Genomic DNA, 20,905 nt, shown 5'->3' on the forward strand with positions numbered 1-20,905 from the left:
GGGGCCATGCAGATCGGGCGACGAAATTTCGTGAAGCTCGCAGCGAGCGCGGGCGCGCTGCCGCTGCTTTCGCGACCATCTCGTGCTCAGCTCGCGCCCAATCCGTCGAGCGTCCGCCCGCCGTCCCCGGCCGAGCGCGCGGCCATGGCCCGGCTCGCGCAGGCCTTCATGGGCAAGTTCGACGTACCGGGGCTTTCCGTCGCGATCGGTTATGCCGGGGCGATCGTGCATCAGGCAGCCTACGGCCTCGCCGATCTCGAGCAGAATGAGGCCGCGACGCCGCACCATCTGTTTCGCATCGCCAGCATCAGCAAGATGATCACCTCGGTCACGCTGTTCCGGCTGATCGAGGAGAACCGCGTCAAGCTTACAGACCGCGTGTTCGGCCCCGGCGCGCTGCTCGGCACCGACTACGGCGGGCCACCGTACTCGCCCGGCATCGATCAGATCACGCTCGAGCATCTCCTGACGCACACGGGCGGAGGCTGGACCAACGACAACCGCGATCCCATGTTCTCGCATCCGCACATGGATCATGCGCAGCTGATCAGTTGGACGCTGGCCAACCGGCCGCTCGACCATCCGCCCGGCCAACACTACGCCTATTCCAATTTCGGCTATTGCGTCCTGGGCCGGGTGATCGAGAAGCTGACCGGACGCCGCTATGACGAGCACGTGCGCAGCGAGGTGCTCGCCCGGTGTGGCGTCACCGACATGACGATCGCCTGCAACACCCGCGAGCAGCGCCAGCCCGGCGAAGTCGCCTATTACAGCCGTGGCGAAAGCCCCTACGGCATGGACGTCCGCCGGATGGATTCGCATGGCGGCTGGATTGCGACGCCGACTGACCTCGTGCAGTTCCTGATGCATGTCGACGGTTATGCGCGGCCGACGAATATCCTACGGCCGCATACCATCCAGACGATGACCACGGCACCGAGCTACAGCCCGGACTATGCCAAGGGTTTCTGTATCAACAGATCAGATAATTGGTGGCACAATGGCAGTCTGCCCGGCACCAGCACCATTGCGGTCCGAACCCATGGAGGTTTCTGTTGGTCAGCCTTCACCAACACCAGACGACAGAATACCAGCATGGATAGTGAACTGGACCAACTCAACTGGACCATGGCGCGCCAGGTCGGCGAATGGCGAGTGGCCTGAGCCATGATCCGGGAAGGTGGATGCCTGTGCGGCGCGGTGCGGTTCAAGGCGGAGGGCGAGCCGCTGAACGTGCGGATCTGTCATTGCCGCATTTGTCAGAAGGCGATGGGCTCGCCCTACTTCGCCCGCGCCCAGTTCGACCAGAAGGCGCTGACCATCACGGGCGACACCGGCCGCTACGCGTCGTCAGAAAATATCGACCGCGTGTTCTGCAAGACCTGCGGCACGCGGCTGTTTGCCTGGCGGCGCAACGGCACCCTGGCCGGCGTGGCGCTCGCGACCTTCGACGACCGCAACGCCTTCGCGCCCACAGAGCACATCTGGGTCTCGGAAAAGCTCACCTGGGTGAAGCTCGACGACGGCTTGACGCAGTACGAGACGACGATTCCGGCGTGAGGTCACGGCCGGCTCGAAGCCGAGATGCCGGCAGCCCGAACGTGCTGTCCTGAGGTCGTGGCCAGCCAGATCCCGGCAAACACCGCGACGATGCCGGCCACCAGATTCCAGCGCAGCGGTTCGTGCAGCAGCCAGGCGCCGACCAGCGATGCCGTGATCGGATTGACCGTCACCGAGATCGCCACGCGCGTCGGCGTCGTTCGCTCCAGTGCGAAGGCCCAGAGATAGAAGGTCAGCGCCGCACCGAAGGCGCCCAGATAGAGTGCGGCCAGCCACTGCGGCGCGCCAAAGCCTGCGACGGGCGCAAAGCTGCCGCGGAAACATGAGAGCAGGATCAGGCAGACAGCTCCCGCCGCCATGCTCATGGTCGTGAAGGCGATCGGGCCGGAGCGCCGGATCAGCGGCTTCGACCAGATGCCATACAGCGCCATGCACAGCGCAGCCGCCATCATCAAGAGATCGCCGCGCCAGGCACCCGATGGCGCCGAGCTGAGATCGGTGAGCAACGCGACGGCAACGCCTGATGTGGCCACCACGACACCGATCGACATGCGCCAGGTCAGCGCTTCGCTGCCGAGCGCAGCGCCGATCACCAGCGTCAAGAGCGGCAGCGTCGATAGCGCGAGCGCACCGCGCGCCGCCGTCGTGAAGATCAGCGATGCGTTGAACAAGATCGGAAACAGCGCGAAAAAGAGGATGCCGAGCCCGATCGCGGCAGCCCAGTCGCCGCGCGCCGGCCAGCGGTCACCACGCAGCAACGCCAACGGCAGCAGCAGAAGAACGCCGATGCCGAACCGGAACGAGCCGATCGCCAGCGGATCGATGCTCGTCACGAGGTAGCGCGTGGCGCCGATCGAGGTGCCGCCCAGCGCGCTCGACAGCACCGCGGCCAGAACGCCAAGAACCTCGCCCACAATCCCTCCTCTCGAACGCCCGGACGAACAGCATACGGGCCGTGCCGAAACAGGGAATGGAATTTCCGTCATGCTGGGATAACGTTTGGTGATGACCACACCCGATCTCGATCCCGATCTGCTCAAGGCTTTTCTCGCCGTCGCCGAGCATCGCTCGTTCACGCGGGCGGCCAATCAGTTGAACCGGACCCAGTCGGCGGTGAGCGTGCAGGTCAGGCGGCTGGAGGAGCGGCTCGGCACAAGACTGTTTCAGCGCAATCGGGACGGCGTCGTGCCGACCGCCCCGGGCGATGAGCTGCGCACCTATGCCCAGCGAATCCTCGCCCTTCAAGCGGAAGCGGTCGGGGCGCTGCGCGCCCGCAAGCCGGAGACCGTCATCCGCCTCGGTGTGATGGACGATTACGGCACGATCGTCATTCCGCCACTGCTGGCGAGCTTCGCCGAAGATCATCCGGAGGTCCAAGTCGAGATCGAGACCGGCCTGACGGCAACCATGCCGGCCCAACTCGGCGAGGCCTATGATCTCGTCATCGCCATGCACCCGGAAGGACACGGCGACGGCGAACTGCTGCGGCATGAGCAGGCCGTCTGGGCGGCGGCGAAGTCCTATACGGCCGGGTCGCAGGATACTTTGCCCGTCGCACTCTATCCGCCGGGGTGCCTGTTTCGGCAATGGGCCGCAGGCGCCCTCGATGCCGCGCGCCGGTCTTGGCGCCTCGCTTTTGTCAGCCGGACGCTTGCTGCGGTGGAGGCGATCGCGGCGCAGGGGCTTGCAGTCACGGTGGTCAAAGCCGGCACCTTGCCTGGCCGGCTCCGCCTCCTGTCGGATCGCGACGGCCTCCCGCCACTACCGGGAGCGGACATTCGCCTCCACCGCGCGCGCGATCTGTCGCGGCCGGCCGCGCTGCTCGCCGATCATTTGCAGCGTGGCATTTCGGAACCGGCCACCCTATGTTGACCTGAAGCGTTGCTGCACCGCCGGATTGGCCGGGTCGTCTGCAAGGCGACAGGCGAATCGGGACGGACACGACGTGAACATTTCCTTCTACGATCTTTCGGTCTGGGTGCTGCCGCTGGTGCTCGCCATCACTTTCCATGAGGCCGCACATGGCTTCGTCGCGCACCGGCTCGGCGACAACACCGCCTGGCAGCTCGGCCGCGTCAGCTTCAACCCCATCAGGCACATCGATCCGTTCGGCACCCTGATCCTGCCGGCGATGCTGCTGTTTGCGCATTCGCCGTTCCTGTTCGGCTACGCCAAGCCGGTGCCGGTGAATTTCCGCAACCTCAATCATCCGAAGCTGGACATGGTCTGGGTTGCCCTCGCGGGTCCCGTTACCAATATCATGCTGGCGCTGGTCGCGGGGCTCGCCCTCCACGCCTTGCCATGGGCGCCCGCCGGTTCGGCGCAATGGATCTTTGACAATCTCAAGAATGCGCTGCTGATCAATGCCGTGCTGGCTGTCTTCAACATGATGCCGATTCCGCCGCTTGACGGCGGGCGGGTCGCGGTCGGGCTGTTGCCGCGGCCTCTCGCCTTGCCCTTGGCGCGGCTCGAGCCGTTCGGCATGATGATCCTGATCGGCCTTCTGATCCTGCTACCGCTGGCGGGTTCCCAGTTCGGTCTAAATCTTGATGTTATTTCAGCAATACTGCGGACGTTGACCGGTTATGTGATTCAAGCTGTTCTCTTGGTAACCGGCAATGCGTAGTTGAAGGTACAGTCCCGACATCCGCTACTTTGAGATCCTGCACTTGAAGACAAAGCCGAAGGGCTAGAGGCCAACTTGGTCAAAGCTGCCGATATGCTGATCGCGCGACGCGCCGACACCCGTGCTCGCGCCGATTTCGCCACCTGGAAGATGATGGCCAAGCTGAATGGTTTGTCGGCGCTGCCTCCGGATGCCCAAGGCTTCCTCGACGGCTACAAAAAGCTGCTGGAGCGGATGAGCGAGGACGAGGCCTCCGAGGCCTCCATCGCCGAGGTCTACAAATCCTACTATCTGGAGATGGGGGGCGCCGGGAACCCGCCCGACGTCCGCAGCCGGCCGGCCGAACCGAAGACGGATAATGTTACCGCCTTCCGCCGCCCGGCGCCGAAGCCGAAGAAGACCGCCATGTTCGGCGCAACCCTGTTTGGTCGGACCCAGAAGCGTCCCCTGCCGGTGGCGCTGATCTTCGCCTGTCTGGTGGTCGTCTACGTCGGGATCAAATTCTACTGGCGCTGACGGGTGGGTGACTATTTCGGCTTCTTGAAATTCACCGGCAGGCTGAAGGCGAACTGATCGTCTGTCAGCTCGGCCGGCGGGACCGGCACCGGATCCGAGCGACGCACCATGGAGATCGCCTCATTGTCGAAGGCCGGATCCCCCGAGGTCTGCGCCACATCGACGGAAACGACATTGCCGCGTCGGTTGAGGACCAGGCTGAGCTTGACCGTCGTCGTCTTGCTCCTGTCCTTGGGATAGCGCTTGTGCAGCTCGAAATAGGCGCTGATGCGTTTGCCCCATTCAGCCGTCAGCTTGCGGACGTCCTTGCCGATGCCCTGATGCGGCGCAGCGGCCTTCTCGTCCTCGCGCGCGTTCTCGTCTAAGGCCTGCCGCGCCGATTCCTGCGCGTTCGGCATTTCCTCGACAGCCTGGGTTTCGACCTTGGCCACCTTCGTGGTGTCCTCGACCGGCTTCTTGGAGTCGTTCTCGGTGACGAGGCGGTCTGGGTCCTCGGCTTCCTGAGGTGTTTCCTTCGGCAGGTCGGTCTCTTTCACCTCAGCCTGCTGCTGCATCTGCTGCGGCTGGTACTGCGAGGCTTCGCTGTCCGGCCCGGGCGGCAGATCCGTTTCAGGCAGCTTTGGCGAGGTCATTTCCACGGCGTATTCAGCCCCGTTGGCGCCGAGGCCATCGTCTCCGTCATCGGCACGCAGGTTGGCGAGCGCCAGCGCAGCCCCGCCGAGATGCAGGCCGATTGCGGCAATAGCGGCCAAAATCCAGAGCCGCCGGGATGGTTTCGCGTCGATTACAGGGTCGGTCATCGCGCTGCCGTCAGGGTTGGACCGCTCCTTGCGCCGGGCCAGCCGCCGCAGGAGGTGCTTCGAGGGCCACAAGCTTGATATGAGAATAGCCGCCTGCGCGCAGGATTTCCATCACGCCCATCAACTCGCCGTAAGGGACCGCCTTGTCGGCGCGCAGGAACACGTATTTGTCCTTGCTCATGTCGGCGACGGCATCGAGCGAGCTGACAAGGTCGGTCCGCTTCACCGCGTTTTCGCCGATTGCCAGCGTCAAGTCGGGCTTGATGCTGACATAGGTCGGCTTGTCCGGCTTCTTCTGCGGCATCGCGCTCGACGTCGGCAAATCGATCGGAAGATCGACCGTCGACAATGGTGCTGCGACCATGAAGATGATCAGCAGCACCAGGATGACGTCGATGAACGGCGTGACGTTGATGTCATGCGTTTCCGAGAAATCGTCATCGTCATCATTGTCTGTGAGCGAGACGGCCATGGCCTACTCCGCCGCGCGCGAATGCGCGCTGCCATGGCTGCGATCGAGATCGCGCGACAACAATCGCGCCGCGGCGCCCGAAGCGCGGCTGACGAGCTCGAGATAGCCCTTCGTCACGCGCGAGAAGTGATTGTAGATGATGACGGCCGGGATCGCGGCGACGAGGCCGATCGCGGTGGCGAGCAGCGCCTCGGCGATGCCGGGCGCGACCACGGCAAGATTCGTCGTCTGCGACTTCGAGATGCCGATAAAACTGTTCATGATGCCCCACACGGTACCGAACAGGCCGACGAAGGGCGAAGTCGAGCCGATGGTCGCGAGGAAGCCCATGCCGATGCGGATGCGGCGCTGCTCGGCACGCACGATCTCGGCGAAGCTGGACGCCGCGCGCTCCTTGATACCGCTGTCGCTGGAGAGGCCAGCCGACATCCGCGCCTCGCGCAGCGCTGCGGTCAGGAAGGACGGCAGGATGCCCTCCTTGGTGCCGAGCGCCATCTGGGCTTCCGAGAGCGAGCGGACCTCCGCGATCTTCTTCAAGGCCGAGCGAAGCCTGGCGGACGCCAACGACAGCTCGATCGATTTCGCAATGAAGACCGTCCAGGTCACGAGCGAGGCGAAGGCAAGCCCGATCATCACCGCCTTTACGATGATGTCCGCCGACATGAACATCACCCAGGGCGACAATTCCTTCATGGCTGGTGCAATGCCGGCCTTCGGGGCAGTGCTGCCCGCCTCGACTACCGGGGCCACGGCAGCATCGGTCGCGGGTTTGCTGGGCGTCGCAGCCACGGGGACGGCCGCCGCGGGGGCCGCAGTCGCCGGCGCAGGTGCGGTCATCGCACCCGGCTGGGTGACGACGGCGGGGGCCGGCTGAGCCGGCACGGGCGCCGGTGCCGCAACAGGCCGAGCCGGCGGCGGCTGGGTTTGTGTCTGAGCCGAAACGGGACCCGCGAGCCAAGTGGCCGTGAGCAGCAGGGCGGCAGCGAGGCTTGCTTGGAAAGATGTCATCTTCATACTTCGGCCCAGGTGCGAATAAGGTTGTGATAGATACCCGTCAATTTGACCGTTTCGGGATCGTCACGCCCGAGACGTGCCGCCAGCGCCTGAATGGCGGTGTCGAGGTCGAAGATCATGCTGCGGGCTTGATCGTCACGTATCATGCTCTGGAGCCAGAAGAAAGAAGCAACCCGCGCCCCCCTCGTCACAGGGGTGACCAGATGCAGGCTGGTCGAGGGATAGAGCACGCAGTCCCCGGCTGGCAACTTGACTTCGTGCGAGCCGTAGGTGTCCTCGATCACAAGTTCGCCACCGTCGTAATCCTCGGGCTCACTGAGGAACAGCGTGACCGACAGGTCGGTGCGGATGCGAAGGCCGGTCAGCCGGTCGCCTCGGATCGCGTTGTCGACATGGAGGCCGAAATGATGCCCGGCGCTTGCGGCATATCGGTTGAACAGCGGCGGGAAGATCTGAAGCGGAATCGCCGCCGCCAGAAATCGCGGGTTCGCCGTCAGCGCCGAGATGATGCGGTTGCCGAGCTTGCGCGCGACCTCGCTGTCCGGCGGCAACTGCTCGTTGCGCTTGACCATTGCCGACTGCGCGCCTGCGGTGGAACGGCCGTCTTCCCATTCGGTGACGTCCATGATGCGGCGGAATTCCGCCACATCATCCTTGCTCAGGACGCCTTCTATGCATGTCAGCATGGCACCTCGTCACGTCTCCTTCAGTAGCGCGCGGACAGAACCAGATAGGCGGCACGACCTGGTGCTTCCAGCACGAAGGGGGCCGCGCTCTGGTACAGCGCGTCGTAGTAGCGCTTGTCGAAGATGTTGTTGACGAACAGCTTCAACTGCCAGTTCTTGTTGATCTTGGCTTCCGCGAATGCATCGAACCGCCAATAGCTCGGAATCGACGTGCCCTGGTTGGCCGCGAGCAAAGTGCCGCCGTAGATCTTCGAACGGTATACCGCCTGCCCGCCCAGCTCCCACGTGTCGTTGAGCTGGTATTTCGAAAGCAGGCTAAAGGACTGGTGCGCGATATTCGCCAGAGGCCGGCCCACGTTGGACGCGTAGAGCGTGCTGTTGGCCGGCGGCGCCAGCGACTTCGTCACCTCCGACTGCATCAGGACGAGGCCGCCGAAAACGCTCCACTTGTCCGTGATCTTGCCGCCGATGCCGAGATCGATGCCACGGACGCGGTAGGCTGCGCCAGCAGTAATACAAGAGACGGTCGTTGCCGGCGCCACGGGAGCATAGGTGCAGCCAAGCGCGGCAGCCGCAGCCGTACTGCCGACGTTCTGCGCCTCACGCGCGTTTTCCTTCGTCGTCTGGAACAGTGCTGCGGTCAGGAGCAGGTGACGATCGAACAACTCCCACTTGGTGCCGAGTTCGATTGCCTTGTTCTTCTCGGGACCGAATATCTGGTTGTTGCCGCCCGCAAGATTCGGGTTGATGCCGCCGTAGGCCGTGCTCGTGCCATCGAACTCCGAGCCAACCGGGTTCGCCGAGGTCGCGTAGGCGACATAAACGCTGCCGTTGGGCAGCGGCTTCAACGTCAGGCCGAGGTTGTAATCCGGAACCAGAAATTCCGCAGACTGCTGGCCGAAGGCGCCAGCCGCCGTGTAAGCCGACGTCTTGACGCTGTAATCGTCGTAGCGGAATCCGCCATTGAGGATGAGGACGTCGCGATAGTTCGCGCTGTCCATCACATAGCCACTGACGGTCTCAATTCCGATCCTCGTCGGCCTACCGGTCAGACCTGCCGGAATCGGGAAAGGATTGTCGGTGGCTTGCGGATAAAAGACGCTGACGCCGGACGTCGATCCAGATCCGGTGAAAGGCGTTGTCCCTGTCGTGATCTCCGAGCCAAGTCCTGTATAGCTGTCGATCGACGATCGCTCGTTGTCGTATTCAATACCAGCAAGCAGCGTGTGCTTGAAGCCGGCATAATCATCGAACTTGTAGGTCGCCTCCGTCTGATTGGCGAACACATCGGTGGCCTGATAGCGGCTCTGCGGGTTTGCGTTCACCGTATAAGCAGTGAACGGAGCGCCAGCGGCCAGCGTCGGCGATTCCGGCAGTGTGCCGATGTAGTTCTGCGTCGAGTGTGATTCCCTGATCTTGTTGGTGAGCAGCAGATCAGGCGTGACCTGAACCTCTGCATTGATCGTGCCGATGTCCTGTCCGGTCCTGTAGAAGTCGCGATTGACGAAGCCGTAGAAGTTGGTTCGGTTGACGCCGAAGTCCGGGAAAGGACCGCCTGACGTCGACGACGTGCTTGGCCGATAATACGGCACGCCGAAATCGGGAATACCCGTCAACTCGGTGTGGATATAATTCCCCGTGATCTTGATCGCATCGGTCGGCTTCCAGGTCGTGGCGACGAACGCGCCATCGCGATTGTCCTTGACCCGGGCTCGCCCTGCGACATCGGCATCCTGGAACAGACCGCCGGCCCGAACGGCGAGCGAAGGATTGATCACCTGGTTGACATCGAGCGTGACACGCTTGGTCTGGTCGGTGCCAAACGTCGTGTCCATGTTGTAGAAGCTCTTCTCCGTCGCTGCCTGCTTGGTGACAATATTGATGGCACCACCGGCCGTGCCGCGGCCCGCGAAAGATGATGCGGGACCGCGCAGGATCTCCACCTGCTCGGTGAAGAAGTTCTCGCGCACGCTGACGCCGGAATCGCGCACCCCGTCGATGAAGACGTCGTTGCGGGCGTCGAAACCGCGGATGAAGAAGCGGTCGCCGAAGGCGTTGCCCCCCTCGCCCGTGCCGAGCGTCACGCCGGCCGTGCTCAGGATCGCCTGCTTCAGCGTGGTGGCGTTCTTGTCCTCAAGCACTTCCTTGCTGAGCACCGTGATCGACTTCGGCGTGTCGACCAGCTTCTCAGGGAATTTGCCGCCGGCCTGGACGTGATCGACCTTGTAGGGCGCGGCCGGGTCCGCATAGGGATTGCGATCGGCCGCGGGCGCGCTGGCAGACTCCACCGGCGTCTGCGCGGCCTGCTGACGTTGCTGCGCGGCCCGACGCAGCGCATTGCGGGCGCGGACCTGATCGGGCGTCGGTTTCGCAGCAGCGGAGCGCAGCCGCTCTTTCGGCGCGTCGACGTTCACGGCGGGCAGATTCGTTTGCTGGGCCTGTGCTCCGCTCGAAACGGACGCGACCGCGATCAAGCCCGCAACTGTGGAAACAGTCTTGCCCGTTGCGGCATCGAAACTGCCACCGACTGAAGTCCGTGCCGCGGTCGAACGCAACGACCGCGGAGCCCTCGCCATACCCATCCTACGCCCCATTCCGTTTCTGCAATGTGTCGCATTGTGACATTGCGGCGCATTGGTCGTATCGAGCGCGGCAAAGAGGGTCAACGCAGTCACGGCATCTGCAATCTTGAATCGGTCCAGATCAAAACGATTCTAAGTACGAATTTGAAACGCTTCTAAACTCGAGTTTATAAGCGTTCTAATCTGGGGCCTTATTTGGTCCTTGCGATGCATTCTGTCCGCGCATCGTGAGCGGTCCTTGCAGATGGGACGCCTGCCATGGCAGACATCCCGTTTTGAATCGACCCAATCAGAACTTGGCCGTGGTGGTCAGATAGAAGGCCCGCCCCGGCGCGACCGCAACGAACGGCACGGCGCTACGATAGAGCGTGTCGTAGTAGAGCTTGTTGGTGAGGTTCTGCGCGTAGAACTTCATGGTCCAGTTCTTGTCGATCTTCTTTTCGACGAACGCATCGAAGCGCCAGTAGCTCGGCAGCTCGTTGCCGGTGTTGGCCGCGAACGTGCCGCCGTAGACCTTGGAGCGGTACACCGCCTGCCCACCGACTTCCCAATCGCCGTCGAACTTGTACTTGGTCAACATGCTGAATGACTGGTGGACGACGTTGGCAAGCTGCAGACCGATATTGGAGGCGACGCCGCTCTGTGTGACCTTTGACTGCATCAGCACCAGGCCGCCGAAGATGCTCCAACGATCGGTGATCTTGCCCTCCGCCTCGATATCGATTCCCTGGATTCTGTAGGCCGCGCCCGAAGTCAGCACGTTGTTTACCGTCTCGCGCGCGTTGTCCTTGGTAGTCTGGAACAGCGCACCGCTGACCAGGAGGTGGCGATCCGCCAGCTCCCATTTGGTACCGAGTTCAACCGCCTTGTTGCGCTCCGGTCCGAGCAGGACCGCCGTGTTGGCGGGTACGCCGCCGTAATCGGTGCCGGTCGCGTCGAGCTCCGAGCCAAACGGATTGGCCGAGGTCGCATAGGCCGCGTAGAGGCTGCCGATCGAGATCGGCTTGTAGACCAGCCCGACATTGTAGTTGACCAGATCCGAATTCATTTTCCGATACGCGGAGTTGGTCGACGAGCTCATGTTGTAGCCGTCGTAACGGACGCCACCGTTCAGGATGATGGTGTCCTGCCAGTTCGCGGTGTCCATGACGTAGACGCTGCTGGTGTTGACGCCATAGCGGGTCGGATTGCCCGTTAGTGACGGCGTGCCGAAGCCACCAAGATAGGTATACTGGGGCGAGTAGAGATTGACGCCAGAGACCGCTCCACTGCTCGTGAAGGGCGAGCCGGCCAGCTCCGAAGTCAGGCCGGAGTAGCGGTCGATCGAAACGTTCTCGTTGGTGTACTCGACGCCGAACACCGCGGTGTGCTTGACCCCGCCCGTGTCCAGCTTGAACGTGGCCTCGTTCTGGTTGGCCCACACGTCCACGGTCTGGTAGCGGCTCTGCGCGCTCGCGGTCGTAGTCCAGAGCAGCGGATTGAGGCTGGTCGTTACCGGGTTCTGCGGCAGCGTACCGATATAGTTGAGGAGCGAATGCTCACCACGCACCTTGCTGCTCAACGTGATGGCCTCGTTGACCTTGTATTCCGCCGTGGCCGTGCCGAAATCCTGCCGCGCGGTCTGGAAATCGCGGTTGAGGAAGCCGTACCAGGTTACACGCGGAATGCCGGCCGACGTCACCGGCACATTGCCCTGCTTGTAATAGGGCACGCCAAAATCCGGCAGGCCGCTGAGATCGGTGTGGACGTAGTTGGTCGTGATCTTGATGTCGTTGGTCGGGGTATACTTGGTCGACAGGAACGTGCCCCAGCGATCGTCGGTGACGTAGTTGCGGCCGGCGACATTGGCGTCCTGAAACAGGCCGCCGGTGCGCACCGAGAACGTGGGATCGATGACCTGGTTGACGTCGAGCGTCACGCGCTTGGTCCTGTCGGTGCCGAACTCGGTGTCCATTCGCTTGAAGTTGACGTCGCCGGCCTGCTTGGTGACGATGTTGATGGCGCCCCCGGCGGTGCCGCGTCCGGCATAGGATGATGCCGGCCCGCGCAGGATCTCGATCTGCTCTGTGAAGAAATTCTCACGTATCGACACGGCGGGATCGCGGATGCCGTCGATGAAGACGTCGTTGCGCGCATCGAAGCCGCGAATGAAGAAGCGGTCGCCGAAGGCGTTGCCGCCCTCGCCCGATCCCAGCGTCACGCCGGCGGTCGAGCGCCCGATCTCCTTCAGCGTCGTCGCGTTCTTGTCCTCGAGCACTTCCTTGCTGAGCACCGTGATCGTCTTCGGCGTGTTCAGCATCGGTTCGGGAAACTTGCCGGAGGCCTGGACGCGATCGACTTTGTAGGGCGCGGCCGGATCGGCATAGGGATTGCGGTCGACCGCGCCGGCCGGAGCCGGCGCGGCGGCGGCCTGCTGCTGCGCCTGCTGGCGCTGCGCAACGCGGCGAAGCGCGTTGCGTGCGCGGACCTGCTCCGGTGTCGGCTTCGAGGCAGATGGACGCGGGCGCTCGACCGGCGCATCGATATTCACCGGTGGCAGGGCCGACTGCTGCGCCTGCGCACCGCTCGACAGCGACGCCACCGCGATCAGGCCGGCAACGGCTGATACCGTCTTTCCGGAATTGCCGTCGAACTTGTCGTCAAATGAATTCCTTGCCGCGATCGTACGCAACGACCGCGGAGCCACCGCCAGCCCCATTCCGACACTCCCCATTCCAAATTCGCCGATGCGCAACATGCGCGACGAACGATGAGGCGGTGCTATCGAGCGTGAAAAATCCGGTCAATGCGAGGAGGCCCGCAAGCTCGCTTGAATCCATCTAGATCAAATCGATTCTAAGATTTCGAATCTGAAATTGCCGAAATGCTCCGCGACACATTGATGCAGTCAGACACAACAGCGCTTGCGCTCGCGCGTCATCTCGGACAGCTCAATCGCTGCTCGGCGGCTTCATCAGCGAGAACAATTCATCGACGGTGCGCTGCGCGGTCGCGCGCACGCGATCGGTGTTGTCCATACCGGCGATGTTGACGCCGCCAACGACGGCTTTGATCTCGTCGCGAAAGTCGGTGAGGAAGCGCAAGGGATCGCGTTGCTCATTGGCGACGCGCGCGATCAATCCCGTGATCAGAATCTGACACGCGATCAGCTTGCCGTTCAACTCGTTCATTCTGCACTCCTGATGTGGCGGCGCTGATATGGAGGAGGCTGATTTTGTTGACAACCGAAACGCCGCCCGGGCGGTTTAGAACCGTTCTGGCGACGGTGAATCTGCCCACTTCGGGTGCCGAGCCGCTCGTTCGCGCGCGGCCTCACCCACGTCGCCCGCGAGCGTTGCCCATCTTTTGCACGCTCCTCGCTCAGACCAGCAAAATGCAGTACTGCACACCGCCGCGTCACCCGCATGCCTACGGGGTGCAAAGCTTTCCAATTGTTTAGGATTCTCAACGGATAGTGCTGTTTACACTGGAACTTGGCGTGTATTATACAAGCCATGCTGGAACCCTTTGGTAGCCCCACAATTCGTTGTTTTGGGCATACAAGCCGATACGCTCGCATATGAAAAAGTCACGGCCGGTCCTCTGGATTGTCATCATCGCAGCCGTGGCCGGTGGCGGCTATTACGGCTGGCAGCGATTCCAGGCGTTCGAGGCCGCAAAAGCTCAAGCCGCACAGAAGGGTGCACCGCGCGTTGCCGCGGTGCCCGTCAGCATCTCGCCGGTCCAGAAGGCGGATTTTCCGGTCTACCTGACCGGCCTCGGCACGGTGCAAGGCTTCAACACCGTACAAGTCCGAACCCGGGTGGACGGCCAGATCGACAAGATTGCCTTCACCGAAGGCCAAATGGTCAAGCAGGGCGATCTCCTGGTCGAGATCGATCCGCGGCCGTTCCAGGCCGCGCTTGATCAAGCCAAGGCGAAGAAGGCGCAGGACGAGGCCAATCTCGCCAACGCCAATCTCGATCTTCAGCGCTACACCAAGCTTGGTGAATTCGCGACGCGTCAGCAGACCGACACGCAGCGCTCCACCGTTGCCCAGCTCACCGCGCAAATCGCCGCCGACGAAGCCGCGATCGCCAACGCCCAGACCCAGCTGGACTACACCCAAGTCAAATCGCCGATCACGGGTGTCGCCGGCCTGCGTCAGGTCGACATCGGCAACATCGTCAATGCGTCGAACCAAACCGGTATCGTCACGATTGCGCAGGTCGAGCCGATCACGGTGATCTTCACCGCGCCCGAGGATCAGTTGCCTTATATCAGCGAGGGTCAGAAGTCGGGCGAGCTCAAGGTGATCGCGTTCACCACCGACGGCAAGAAGACGCTGGCCGAAGGCAAGCTCGCCGTCATCAACAATCAGGTCGATACGACCAGCGGAACGATCCGGCTCAAGGCGGTGTTCGATAACCGGGAGCATACGCTTTGGCCCGGACAATCGGTGTCGACGCGCCTTCTGGTCCGGACGTTGAGGGACGCGACTATCGTTCCCGACGACGCGGTCCAGCATTCGACCGACGGCCTCTACGCTTATACCGTCAGTCGGGACAACAAGGCTGAGGTTCGGAAGATCAAGGTCAGCTACTCCATCGACGGTCGTTCGGTTGTCGACGAAGGATTGAGCCCCGGCCAGCAAGTCATCACCGGCGGCCAGTACAAGGTACAGCCCGGCAGTCTCGTTTCAACGACCGTCGCGAGTTCGGATCCGGCCCAGAAGAACAAGGTTCAGCAGGAATGACCGAAGGCGGGATTTCGGCACCTTTCATCCGTTATCCCATCGGCACATCGCTGCTGATGGCCGGCATTCTCTTTGTCGGCCTGGTCGCCTATCCCCTGCTGCCGGTCGCGCCGCTGCCGCAGGTGGACTTCCCGACCATCCAGGTCACGGCCAATCTGCCCGGCGGCAGCCCGGAGACCATGGCTTCGTCGGTGGCGCAGCCGCTGGAGCGGCAATTTGCGCAGATCCCCGGCATCGCGCAGATGACCTCGACGAGCTATCTCGGCACCGCGTCGGTCACCATCCAGTTCGACCTCAACCGCAGCATCGACGGCGCAGCGAACGACGTGCAGGGCGCGATCAACGCCGCCAGCGGCCAGTTGCCGAAAAACCTGCCCTCGCCGCCGACCTATCGCAAGGTCAATCCGGCGGACTCTCCGATCCTGCTTCTATCCGCCACCTCAGACACGCTGCCGCTGACCAGCGTCAGCGACGCGGTCGACGCGCAGCTTGCCCAGCAGATCAGTCAGATCTCCGGCGTCGCACAGGTCATCATCGGCGGTCAGCAGAAGCCGGCCATCCGCGTCCAGATCGATCCGGCCAAGCTCGTCGCCAAGGGCTTGTCACTGGAGGACGTGCGGAGCCAGATCGGGATCACGACGGTCGATAGCCCCAAGGGCAACATCGACGGCGAGAAGCGCGCTTATACGATCTACGCCAACGACCAGCTCACGCAGTCAAAGGACTGGAACGACGTCATCATCGCCTATCGCAACGGCGGTCCGCTGCGCATCCGCGACGTCGGCCAGGCCGTCACAGGCCCCGAGGACGCCAAACAGGCGGCCTGGGCGAATGGCAAACGCGGCGTCTTCCTGGTGGTGTTCAAGCAACCCGGCGCGAACGTCATCGAAACCGTCGACAAGATCAAGGCGACCCTGCCCCGCCTCGTGGCGGCGATCCCGCCGGCGATCAAGATCGAGCTGATGAGCGACCGAACCCAGACCATTCGGGCCGCGGTCGAGGACGTCCAGTTCACGCTGCTCCTGACCATCTTCCTGGTGGTCATGGTCATCTTCATCTTCCTGCGCAGCTTCTGGGCGACGGTCATTCCGACGATCACGGTGCCCCTGGCGCTGCTCGGCGCCTGCTCGCTGATGTGGGTGTTCGGCTACACCCTGGATAACCTCTCCCTGATGGCGCTGACGATCGCGGTCGGCTTCGTGGTCGACGACGCCATCGTCATGCTCGAGAACATCTCCCGCTACGTCGAGGAAGGTGAAGCGCCGATGGCCGCCGCCTTCAGAGGCGCGAAGGAAATCGGCTTCACCATCGTTTCGATCAGTATCTCGCTGGTCGCGGTGCTGATCCCGCTGCTGCTGATGGGCGGCATCATCGGCCGTCTGTTCCGAGAATTCGCCGTCGTGCTGGCGATGACCATCTTCGTCTCGATGATCGTCTCCCTGACGCTCACCCCGATGATGGCGTCGCGATTCCTGCGCGCCCACGGAGAGGTCCAGCACGGCCGCTTCTATCAGTGGAGCGAGCGCGCCTTTGACGCGATGCTACGCGGCTATGAGCACATCCTCGACATCGCCCTGAGCTGGAAGCGCACGACGCTCCTCATCTTCTTCGCGACCCTTGCGCTGTCGGTCTACCTCTTCGTCTTGATCCCCAAAGGCTTCTTCCCGCAGCAGGACAACGGCCTGATCACTGCGACCTCGGAAGCTTCGCAGGACATCTCCTTCGCGGCCATGAAGGAACGGCAGGAGGCGCTGGCCAAGATCATACAGGCAGATCCCGCCGTCGCGAGCGTCGCCATGGCCATCGGCGGCAGCGGAAGGGCCGGCAACAACGGCAATCTGTTCATCACGTTGAAGCCCCGCAATGACCGCGACGCTTCGGCGCAGCAGGTCATTGGACGCCTCCGTCCTCAACTCGAGAAGGTGCCCGGCGCCCGGCTTTACATGCAGGCGGCCCAGGACGTCCGGCTCGGCGGCCGGCCCACCCGCACGCAGTTCGAATTCACGCTGCAGGATGCCGATCTCTCCGAGCTCAATGAATGGGCGCCGAAGATTCTCGCCAAGATGCAGACGCTGCCGGAGCTGCGCGACGTCGCGACCGACCAGCAGACCCAGGGCACTACGGTCCAGCTCAAGATCAACCGCGACACCGCCTCGCGCTACGGCATCCAGCCGCAGCTGATCGATGACACGCTCTACGATGCCTTCGGCCAGCGGCAGGTGACGCAGTATTTTACTCAGCTCAACACCTACAAGGTGATCCTGGAAATTCTGCCGGAGATGCAAGGCAACCTGGATTCGCTGAACAAGCTCTATCTGAAATCGCCGCTGACCGGCGATCAGGTGCCGCTGTCGACGTTTGCGACCTGGACCACCGATCCTGTCCGCCCGCTCTCGATCAGCCACCAGGGTCAGTTTCCGGCGATCACGATCAGCTTCAACCTTGCCCCGGACATCGCGCTCGGCCAAGCGACGCAGGCGGTGCAGAAGGCGATGGCTGATCTCGGCGCGCCGGCGACGCTGAACTCGAGCTTCCAGGGCACCGCGCAGGCGTTCCAGCAATCGCTCGGCACCGTGCCGCTCCTGATTCTCGCCGCGCTGGTCGTGGTGTATCTGATCCTCGGCATCCTCTACGAGAGCTACATCCATCCGATCACGATTCTGTCGACCCTGCCCTCGGCCGGCGTCGGCGCGCTCGCGATCCTGATGGCGGCCGGTTTCGATTTCAGCCTGATCGCGTTGATCGGCATCATCCTCCTGATCGGCATCGTGAAGAAGAACGGCATCATGATGGTCGACTTCGCCATCGCGGCCGAGCGCGACGAGCACAAGACGCCGGAGGAATCGATCCGTCAGGCTGCGCTGCTCCGCTTCCGCCCGATCATGATGACGACGATGGCGGCATTGCTCGGCGGCGTGCCCCTGATGCTGGGCCACGGCACCGGCGCCGAGATCCGCCAGCCGCTGGGCTACGCCATGGTCGGCGGCCTGATCGTCAGCCAGGCGCTCACGCTGTTCACCACGCCGGTGGTCTATCTCTATCTCGACAAGTTCTCGAACCTGTTCAAAGGCAGCTCGACCGAGAACGAAGGGCACGACACAGCCGGGCACCGCACCGTCAAGGAGGCCGCCGAGTAAGCTTGCGTCGCGGCTTCCGCGACGCTACAGCGAGATTTCGGTTCACGCCAACGCGGTCTCGCCATGCCCATGCAATCCAGACTTGTCGCTCTTGCCGCCGCCGCTGTCCTGATGTCGACGGGTGCCGCCTCTGCCCAGCAGGGCGCCAAGAAAAATGCGACTCCTCCGGCCACGCAGCCCACGCCCGCACCGACCCAGCCACAAGCCGAGGGTGCTCCCGGGCAATCCGGCTGGATCGTCCGCTGCACCAGCGTCAGCCGCGACGCACCGCTCGAATGCGCGATGGAGCAGAACGCGGTGCTGACCAAAACCGGTCAGACCGTCATCCTGATCAACATCCGCATCGCGCCCGACACCCGCACGCCCATCGCATTGCTGCAGCTGCCGCTCGGCCTCAACCTGCCGGTCGGCGCAAAGCTCCAGGTCGACGAGGGCAAGACGGTCGATCTCCAGATCCAGACCTGCGAGAACCGCGGTTGCTACGCCTCGACACCGGTCGCGCCGGACCTGCTTGCTGCCTTGCGCTCGGGCAAGCAGTTGAAGGTCTCGTTCCAGAATATGGCGAAGGAGACGATCGCGATCCCGATGCCGCTCGGCGATTTCGCGGCAGCTTACGACAAGATCAAGTAGCTCCGCAGACGCCGAAGGCTTGCACGAGCGGGTTTCCGAGCCGCGCGCGTCGGTCTATTCTGCAGCCGGCGGGGGCCAGACATCGGCGGTGAAGCATGACACGCGAGAAGTCAGGTCTGGATCGGCTCGGCCTCCTGCTCATCCTATTTGGGATGATGAGCGCCGCCGCGAGCGCGCAGACCCACTTGCAGCCACCGACTGCACGTGTCGCCGAGCCCACGGTCCATGACGCGAGGGTACGACCTCGCAATGACCAGACCGACGGCAACTTTACGCGGACGCCCTCTGCCGGCACGGCCTCGCCCATGCCGGACGTGAAACGCATTCGCACGACGCACGAACGCATCACGGATGGCTCCGCTCCTCCCGCGGTCGCGCCACTGCAGCCGCCTGCACCTAAGCCGTAGGTGCGCCACACGCCTACTGCCGCGCCATCTGCGCGTTGCCGACGGCCTCGCCGTCGAGCGACTGATCGTTGTGCATGGCGACGGTGACGCGGAGCAGTCGCCCCTCGAATTCGAACGGCGCCTCGTAATGCGACACCGGGCTGCCGCGGTCGCGGCCGATATCGAGGCCGGACCACGAGATCAGGGTGTGGAAGCCGAGCTGGGTCTGGAGCGAGCCGGCCGGCTCGCCGTCGATCAGCAGCGTGTATTCGGTGACGCCGGTGCGCGAGCCCTTGGCCGGCGGCTCCTTGCGGATCAGGCGCTCGACGTGAACGCCGAGCCGCCGCACGTCCGGGGGCACCTTGCGGACGGAGCGCACGATTTGATGGCTGCCGCCGATGTTTATGTCATGCACGAGGTGGCCGTCCCTGACGTAAAGGCTGTAGCCTGACGTCGCGTCCCCATGCGAGATCAGCACGCCGCTCGCACCCGCTTCGTCGATCTCGACATGCGCCTCGATCGTGTAGCTGCGGCTGCGAACGTCGGGCGCCACGTCGGTCGGAACGTGTCCCATGCCGGCGTGAAAGACAAAGTGGTGGCGCGCGCCGTGGAAGCGTGCCGCATTCTCGGCGAAGCGCGGCCCGAAGCGGTCGTCGAGCGGAAGCACATTGTGCTTCTCCGCCTCGTCCCACCATGTCGCGATCATCTGCGCGAGCCGCTCCGGCTCTTTCGCCGCGAGATCGTTGGTCTCGGAGAAATCCTTCTCGAGATGGAACAGCTCCCATTTGTCGTTGTCGAAGGGCGTGCCCGGCGGGTGATAGGCAACCGCCTTCCAGCCGCTCTGCCAGAGACCGCGATGGCCGAACATCTCGAAATATTGCGGCGAGCCCTTGGAGGGCGCGGTCGCGTCCGTGATCGAGCGCGCAAAGCTCGCGCCTTCGAGCGGCATCTGCGGGCACCCGGCGATCGTGGTGGGCGCCTCGATCCCGATCAATTCCAGCAGGGTCGGCGTCAGATCGCTGGCGTGCACGAACTGGTGGCGCAGCTCGCCCTTGGCGGCGATGCGCTTCGGCCAGGTGATGACGAAGGGATCGCGAATGCCGCCGCCATGGGTGTTCTGCTTGTAGCGGCGCAGCGGCGTGTTGGAGGCCATGGCCCAGCCATGCGGGAAATTGCTGTGGGTGTCGGGGCCGCCGATGTCGTCGATGCGGGCGAGCTTCTCGGCGATCGGCTCCGGCTTGAAGTTGAATGGCCCCATCGCGTTGACGAAGCCGAGCGGTCCGCCCTCCTGGCTCGCACCATTGTCGGACATCACGATGATGACGGTGTCGTCGCGCATGCCAGCCGTCTCGAGGAATGAGACCAGACGCGCAAGGTGCCGGTCGGAATGGTCGAGCATGCCGGCAAAGGCCGCCTGCAACCGGGTGAATACCCGCCGCTCGTCGGCCGAATGATCGTCCCACGCCTTCACGCCGTCATTGCGCTCCGGCATTCGCGTCTCCTGCGGCACCAGCCCCAACGCCTTCTGACGCGCCAGCCGCCGTTCACGCTCGACATCCCAGCCGTGCGCAAATTGGGCATCGTAGCGTCGGATGATGTCGGCCGGCGCCTGGTGGGGCGCGTGGCAGGCGCCCAGCGCGATCCAGGTCAGCCAGGGAATATCGGGCCGATCGGCATGATGATCGCCGATGAAGCGGATGGCCTGATCGATCAGATCCTCGGTCAGATGATAGCCATCGGCGTAAGTGCCCGGAGGATCGA

17 protein-coding genes are annotated in these 20,905 nt (G+C 63.4%); 8 read left to right on the forward strand and 9 right to left on the reverse strand.

The window, feature by feature from the left end; translation table 11 throughout:
- Positions 1–6 precede the first annotated feature (6 nt).
- The gene (locus IF809_RS31670; protein ID WP_462839488.1) at positions 7–1,164 is read left to right on the forward strand and encodes a serine hydrolase domain-containing protein; all 1,158 of its coding nucleotides are present in this window, start codon (positions 7–9) and stop codon (positions 1,162–1,164) included.
- A gap of 3 nt (positions 1,165–1,167) precedes the next feature.
- Positions 1,168–1,560 carry a GFA family protein gene (locus IF809_RS31675; RefSeq protein ID WP_128966991.1) on the forward strand — a complete coding sequence of 131 codons (393 nt, stop codon included), beginning with the start codon at positions 1,168–1,170 and terminating at the stop codon, positions 1,558–1,560.
- A gap of 2 nt (positions 1,561–1,562) precedes the next feature.
- On the opposite strand, the gene IF809_RS31680 is transcribed toward IF809_RS31675, so the two are convergent.
- On the reverse strand, positions 1,563–2,474 hold the full coding sequence (locus IF809_RS31680) for a DMT family transporter (protein WP_462839489.1): 912 nt from the start codon (positions 2,472–2,474) through the stop codon (positions 1,563–1,565).
- Between the two features lie 91 nt (positions 2,475–2,565).
- Here IF809_RS31680 and IF809_RS31685 point away from each other — a divergent pair, with 91 nt between their 5' ends.
- The 3 genes from IF809_RS31685 (at position 2,566) to IF809_RS31695 (ending at position 4,702) form a co-directional block, all read left to right on the forward strand.
- Positions 2,566–3,432 carry a LysR family transcriptional regulator gene (locus tag IF809_RS31685; protein ID WP_462839490.1) on the forward strand — a complete coding sequence of 289 codons (867 nt, stop codon included), beginning with the start codon at positions 2,566–2,568 and terminating at the stop codon, positions 3,430–3,432.
- A gap of 73 nt (positions 3,433–3,505) precedes the next feature.
- Positions 3,506–4,186, forward strand: a complete 681-nt coding sequence (locus IF809_RS31690) for a site-2 protease family protein (protein ID WP_128966994.1) — start codon at positions 3,506–3,508, stop codon at positions 4,184–4,186.
- 93 nt (positions 4,187–4,279) lie between these two features.
- Positions 4,280–4,702, forward strand: a complete 423-nt coding sequence (locus IF809_RS31695; RefSeq protein ID WP_462839499.1) for a hypothetical protein — start codon at positions 4,280–4,282, stop codon at positions 4,700–4,702.
- Between the two features lie 11 nt (positions 4,703–4,713).
- Here IF809_RS31695 and IF809_RS31700 read toward each other — a convergent pair whose 3' ends face one another.
- The 7 genes from IF809_RS31700 to IF809_RS31730 all read right to left on the reverse strand — a co-directional run bounded on the left by IF809_RS31700 (position 4,714) and on the right by IF809_RS31730 (position 13,426).
- Positions 4,714–5,502: a TonB family protein gene (locus IF809_RS31700; protein WP_462839491.1), complete on the reverse strand. Its 789-nt coding sequence runs from the start codon at positions 5,500–5,502 to the stop codon at positions 4,714–4,716.
- A gap of 10 nt (positions 5,503–5,512) precedes the next feature.
- A complete protein-coding gene (gene exbD / locus IF809_RS31705) occupies positions 5,513–5,974 on the reverse strand; it encodes a TonB system transport protein ExbD (RefSeq protein WP_128966996.1) in 462 nt (153 codons plus the stop codon).
- A gap of 3 nt (positions 5,975–5,977) precedes the next feature.
- Entirely contained in the window at positions 5,978–6,988 is a 1,011-nt protein-coding gene (exbB, locus tag IF809_RS31710) for a tonB-system energizer ExbB (RefSeq protein WP_462839492.1), read from the reverse strand.
- The gene (locus IF809_RS31715; protein WP_128966998.1) at positions 6,985–7,674 is read right to left on the reverse strand and encodes a Fe2+-dependent dioxygenase; all 690 of its coding nucleotides are present in this window, start codon (positions 7,672–7,674) and stop codon (positions 6,985–6,987) included. The genes exbB and IF809_RS31715 overlap by 4 nt, the downstream gene beginning before the upstream one ends.
- Positions 7,675–7,694: 20 nt before the next feature.
- Positions 7,695–10,256, reverse strand: a complete 2,562-nt coding sequence (locus IF809_RS31720) for a TonB-dependent receptor (RefSeq protein WP_462839493.1) — start codon at positions 10,254–10,256, stop codon at positions 7,695–7,697.
- A gap of 289 nt (positions 10,257–10,545) precedes the next feature.
- Entirely contained in the window at positions 10,546–12,954 is a 2,409-nt protein-coding gene (locus IF809_RS31725) for a TonB-dependent receptor (protein WP_462839494.1), read from the reverse strand.
- A gap of 232 nt (positions 12,955–13,186) precedes the next feature.
- A complete protein-coding gene (locus IF809_RS31730; protein WP_462839495.1) occupies positions 13,187–13,426 on the reverse strand; it encodes a hypothetical protein in 240 nt (79 codons plus the stop codon).
- A 389-nt stretch (positions 13,427–13,815) separates the two neighbouring features.
- On the opposite strand from IF809_RS31730, the gene IF809_RS31735 reads away from it, so the two are divergent.
- The 3 genes from IF809_RS31735 (at position 13,816) to IF809_RS31745 (ending at position 18,758) form a co-directional block, all read left to right on the forward strand.
- Positions 13,816–14,991, forward strand: coding sequence for an efflux RND transporter periplasmic adaptor subunit (locus IF809_RS31735; protein ID WP_462839496.1), 1,176 nt, complete (start codon positions 13,816–13,818; stop codon positions 14,989–14,991).
- On the forward strand, positions 14,988–18,128 hold the full coding sequence (locus tag IF809_RS31740) for a multidrug efflux RND transporter permease subunit (protein ID WP_128967002.1): 3,141 nt from the start codon (positions 14,988–14,990) through the stop codon (positions 18,126–18,128). Before IF809_RS31735 ends, IF809_RS31740 begins: the two co-directional genes overlap by 4 nt.
- Positions 18,129–18,191: 63 nt before the next feature.
- On the forward strand, positions 18,192–18,758 hold the full coding sequence (locus tag IF809_RS31745) for an invasion associated locus B family protein (protein WP_462839497.1): 567 nt from the start codon (positions 18,192–18,194) through the stop codon (positions 18,756–18,758).
- A gap of 420 nt (positions 18,759–19,178) precedes the next feature.
- On the opposite strand, the gene IF809_RS31750 is transcribed toward IF809_RS31745, so the two are convergent.
- Positions 19,179–20,905, reverse strand: a 1,727-nt coding sequence (locus IF809_RS31750) for a sulfatase-like hydrolase/transferase (protein WP_462839498.1), incomplete at its 5' end; no start/stop codon positions are given.

The sequence above is a fragment of the Bradyrhizobium sp. UFLA06-24 genome (genome assembly GCF_054967145.1).

Coding starts and splice junctions, on each gene's coding strand:
- IF809_RS31735 (WP_462839496.1), top strand. CDS start 13,816: ATGAAAAAGTCACGGCCGGTCCTCTGGATTGTCATCATCGCAGCCGTG.
- IF809_RS31715 (WP_128966998.1), bottom strand. CDS start 7,674: ATGCTGACATGCATAGAAGGCGTCCTGAGCAAGGATGATGTGGCGGAA.
- IF809_RS31695 (WP_462839499.1), top strand. CDS start 4,280: ATGCTGATCGCGCGACGCGCCGACACCCGTGCTCGCGCCGATTTCGCC.
- exbD (WP_128966996.1), bottom strand. CDS start 5,974: ATGGCCGTCTCGCTCACAGACAATGATGACGATGACGATTTCTCGGAA.
- exbB (WP_462839492.1), bottom strand. CDS start 6,988: ATGAAGATGACATCTTTCCAAGCAAGCCTCGCTGCCGCCCTGCTGCTC.
- IF809_RS31675 (WP_128966991.1), top strand. CDS start 1,168: ATGATCCGGGAAGGTGGATGCCTGTGCGGCGCGGTGCGGTTCAAGGCG.
- IF809_RS31730 (WP_462839495.1), bottom strand. CDS start 13,426: ATGAACGAGTTGAACGGCAAGCTGATCGCGTGTCAGATTCTGATCACG.
- IF809_RS31725 (WP_462839494.1), bottom strand. CDS start 12,954: ATGGGGCTGGCGGTGGCTCCGCGGTCGTTGCGTACGATCGCGGCAAGG.
- IF809_RS31740 (WP_128967002.1), top strand. CDS start 14,988: ATGACCGAAGGCGGGATTTCGGCACCTTTCATCCGTTATCCCATCGGC.
- IF809_RS31700 (WP_462839491.1), bottom strand. CDS start 5,502: ATGACCGACCCTGTAATCGACGCGAAACCATCCCGGCGGCTCTGGATT.
- IF809_RS31745 (WP_462839497.1), top strand. CDS start 18,192: ATGCCCATGCAATCCAGACTTGTCGCTCTTGCCGCCGCCGCTGTCCTG.
- IF809_RS31670 (WP_462839488.1), top strand. CDS start 7: ATGCAGATCGGGCGACGAAATTTCGTGAAGCTCGCAGCGAGCGCGGGC.
- IF809_RS31720 (WP_462839493.1), bottom strand. CDS start 10,256: ATGGGTATGGCGAGGGCTCCGCGGTCGTTGCGTTCGACCGCGGCACGG.
- IF809_RS31685 (WP_462839490.1), top strand. CDS start 2,566: ATGACCACACCCGATCTCGATCCCGATCTGCTCAAGGCTTTTCTCGCC.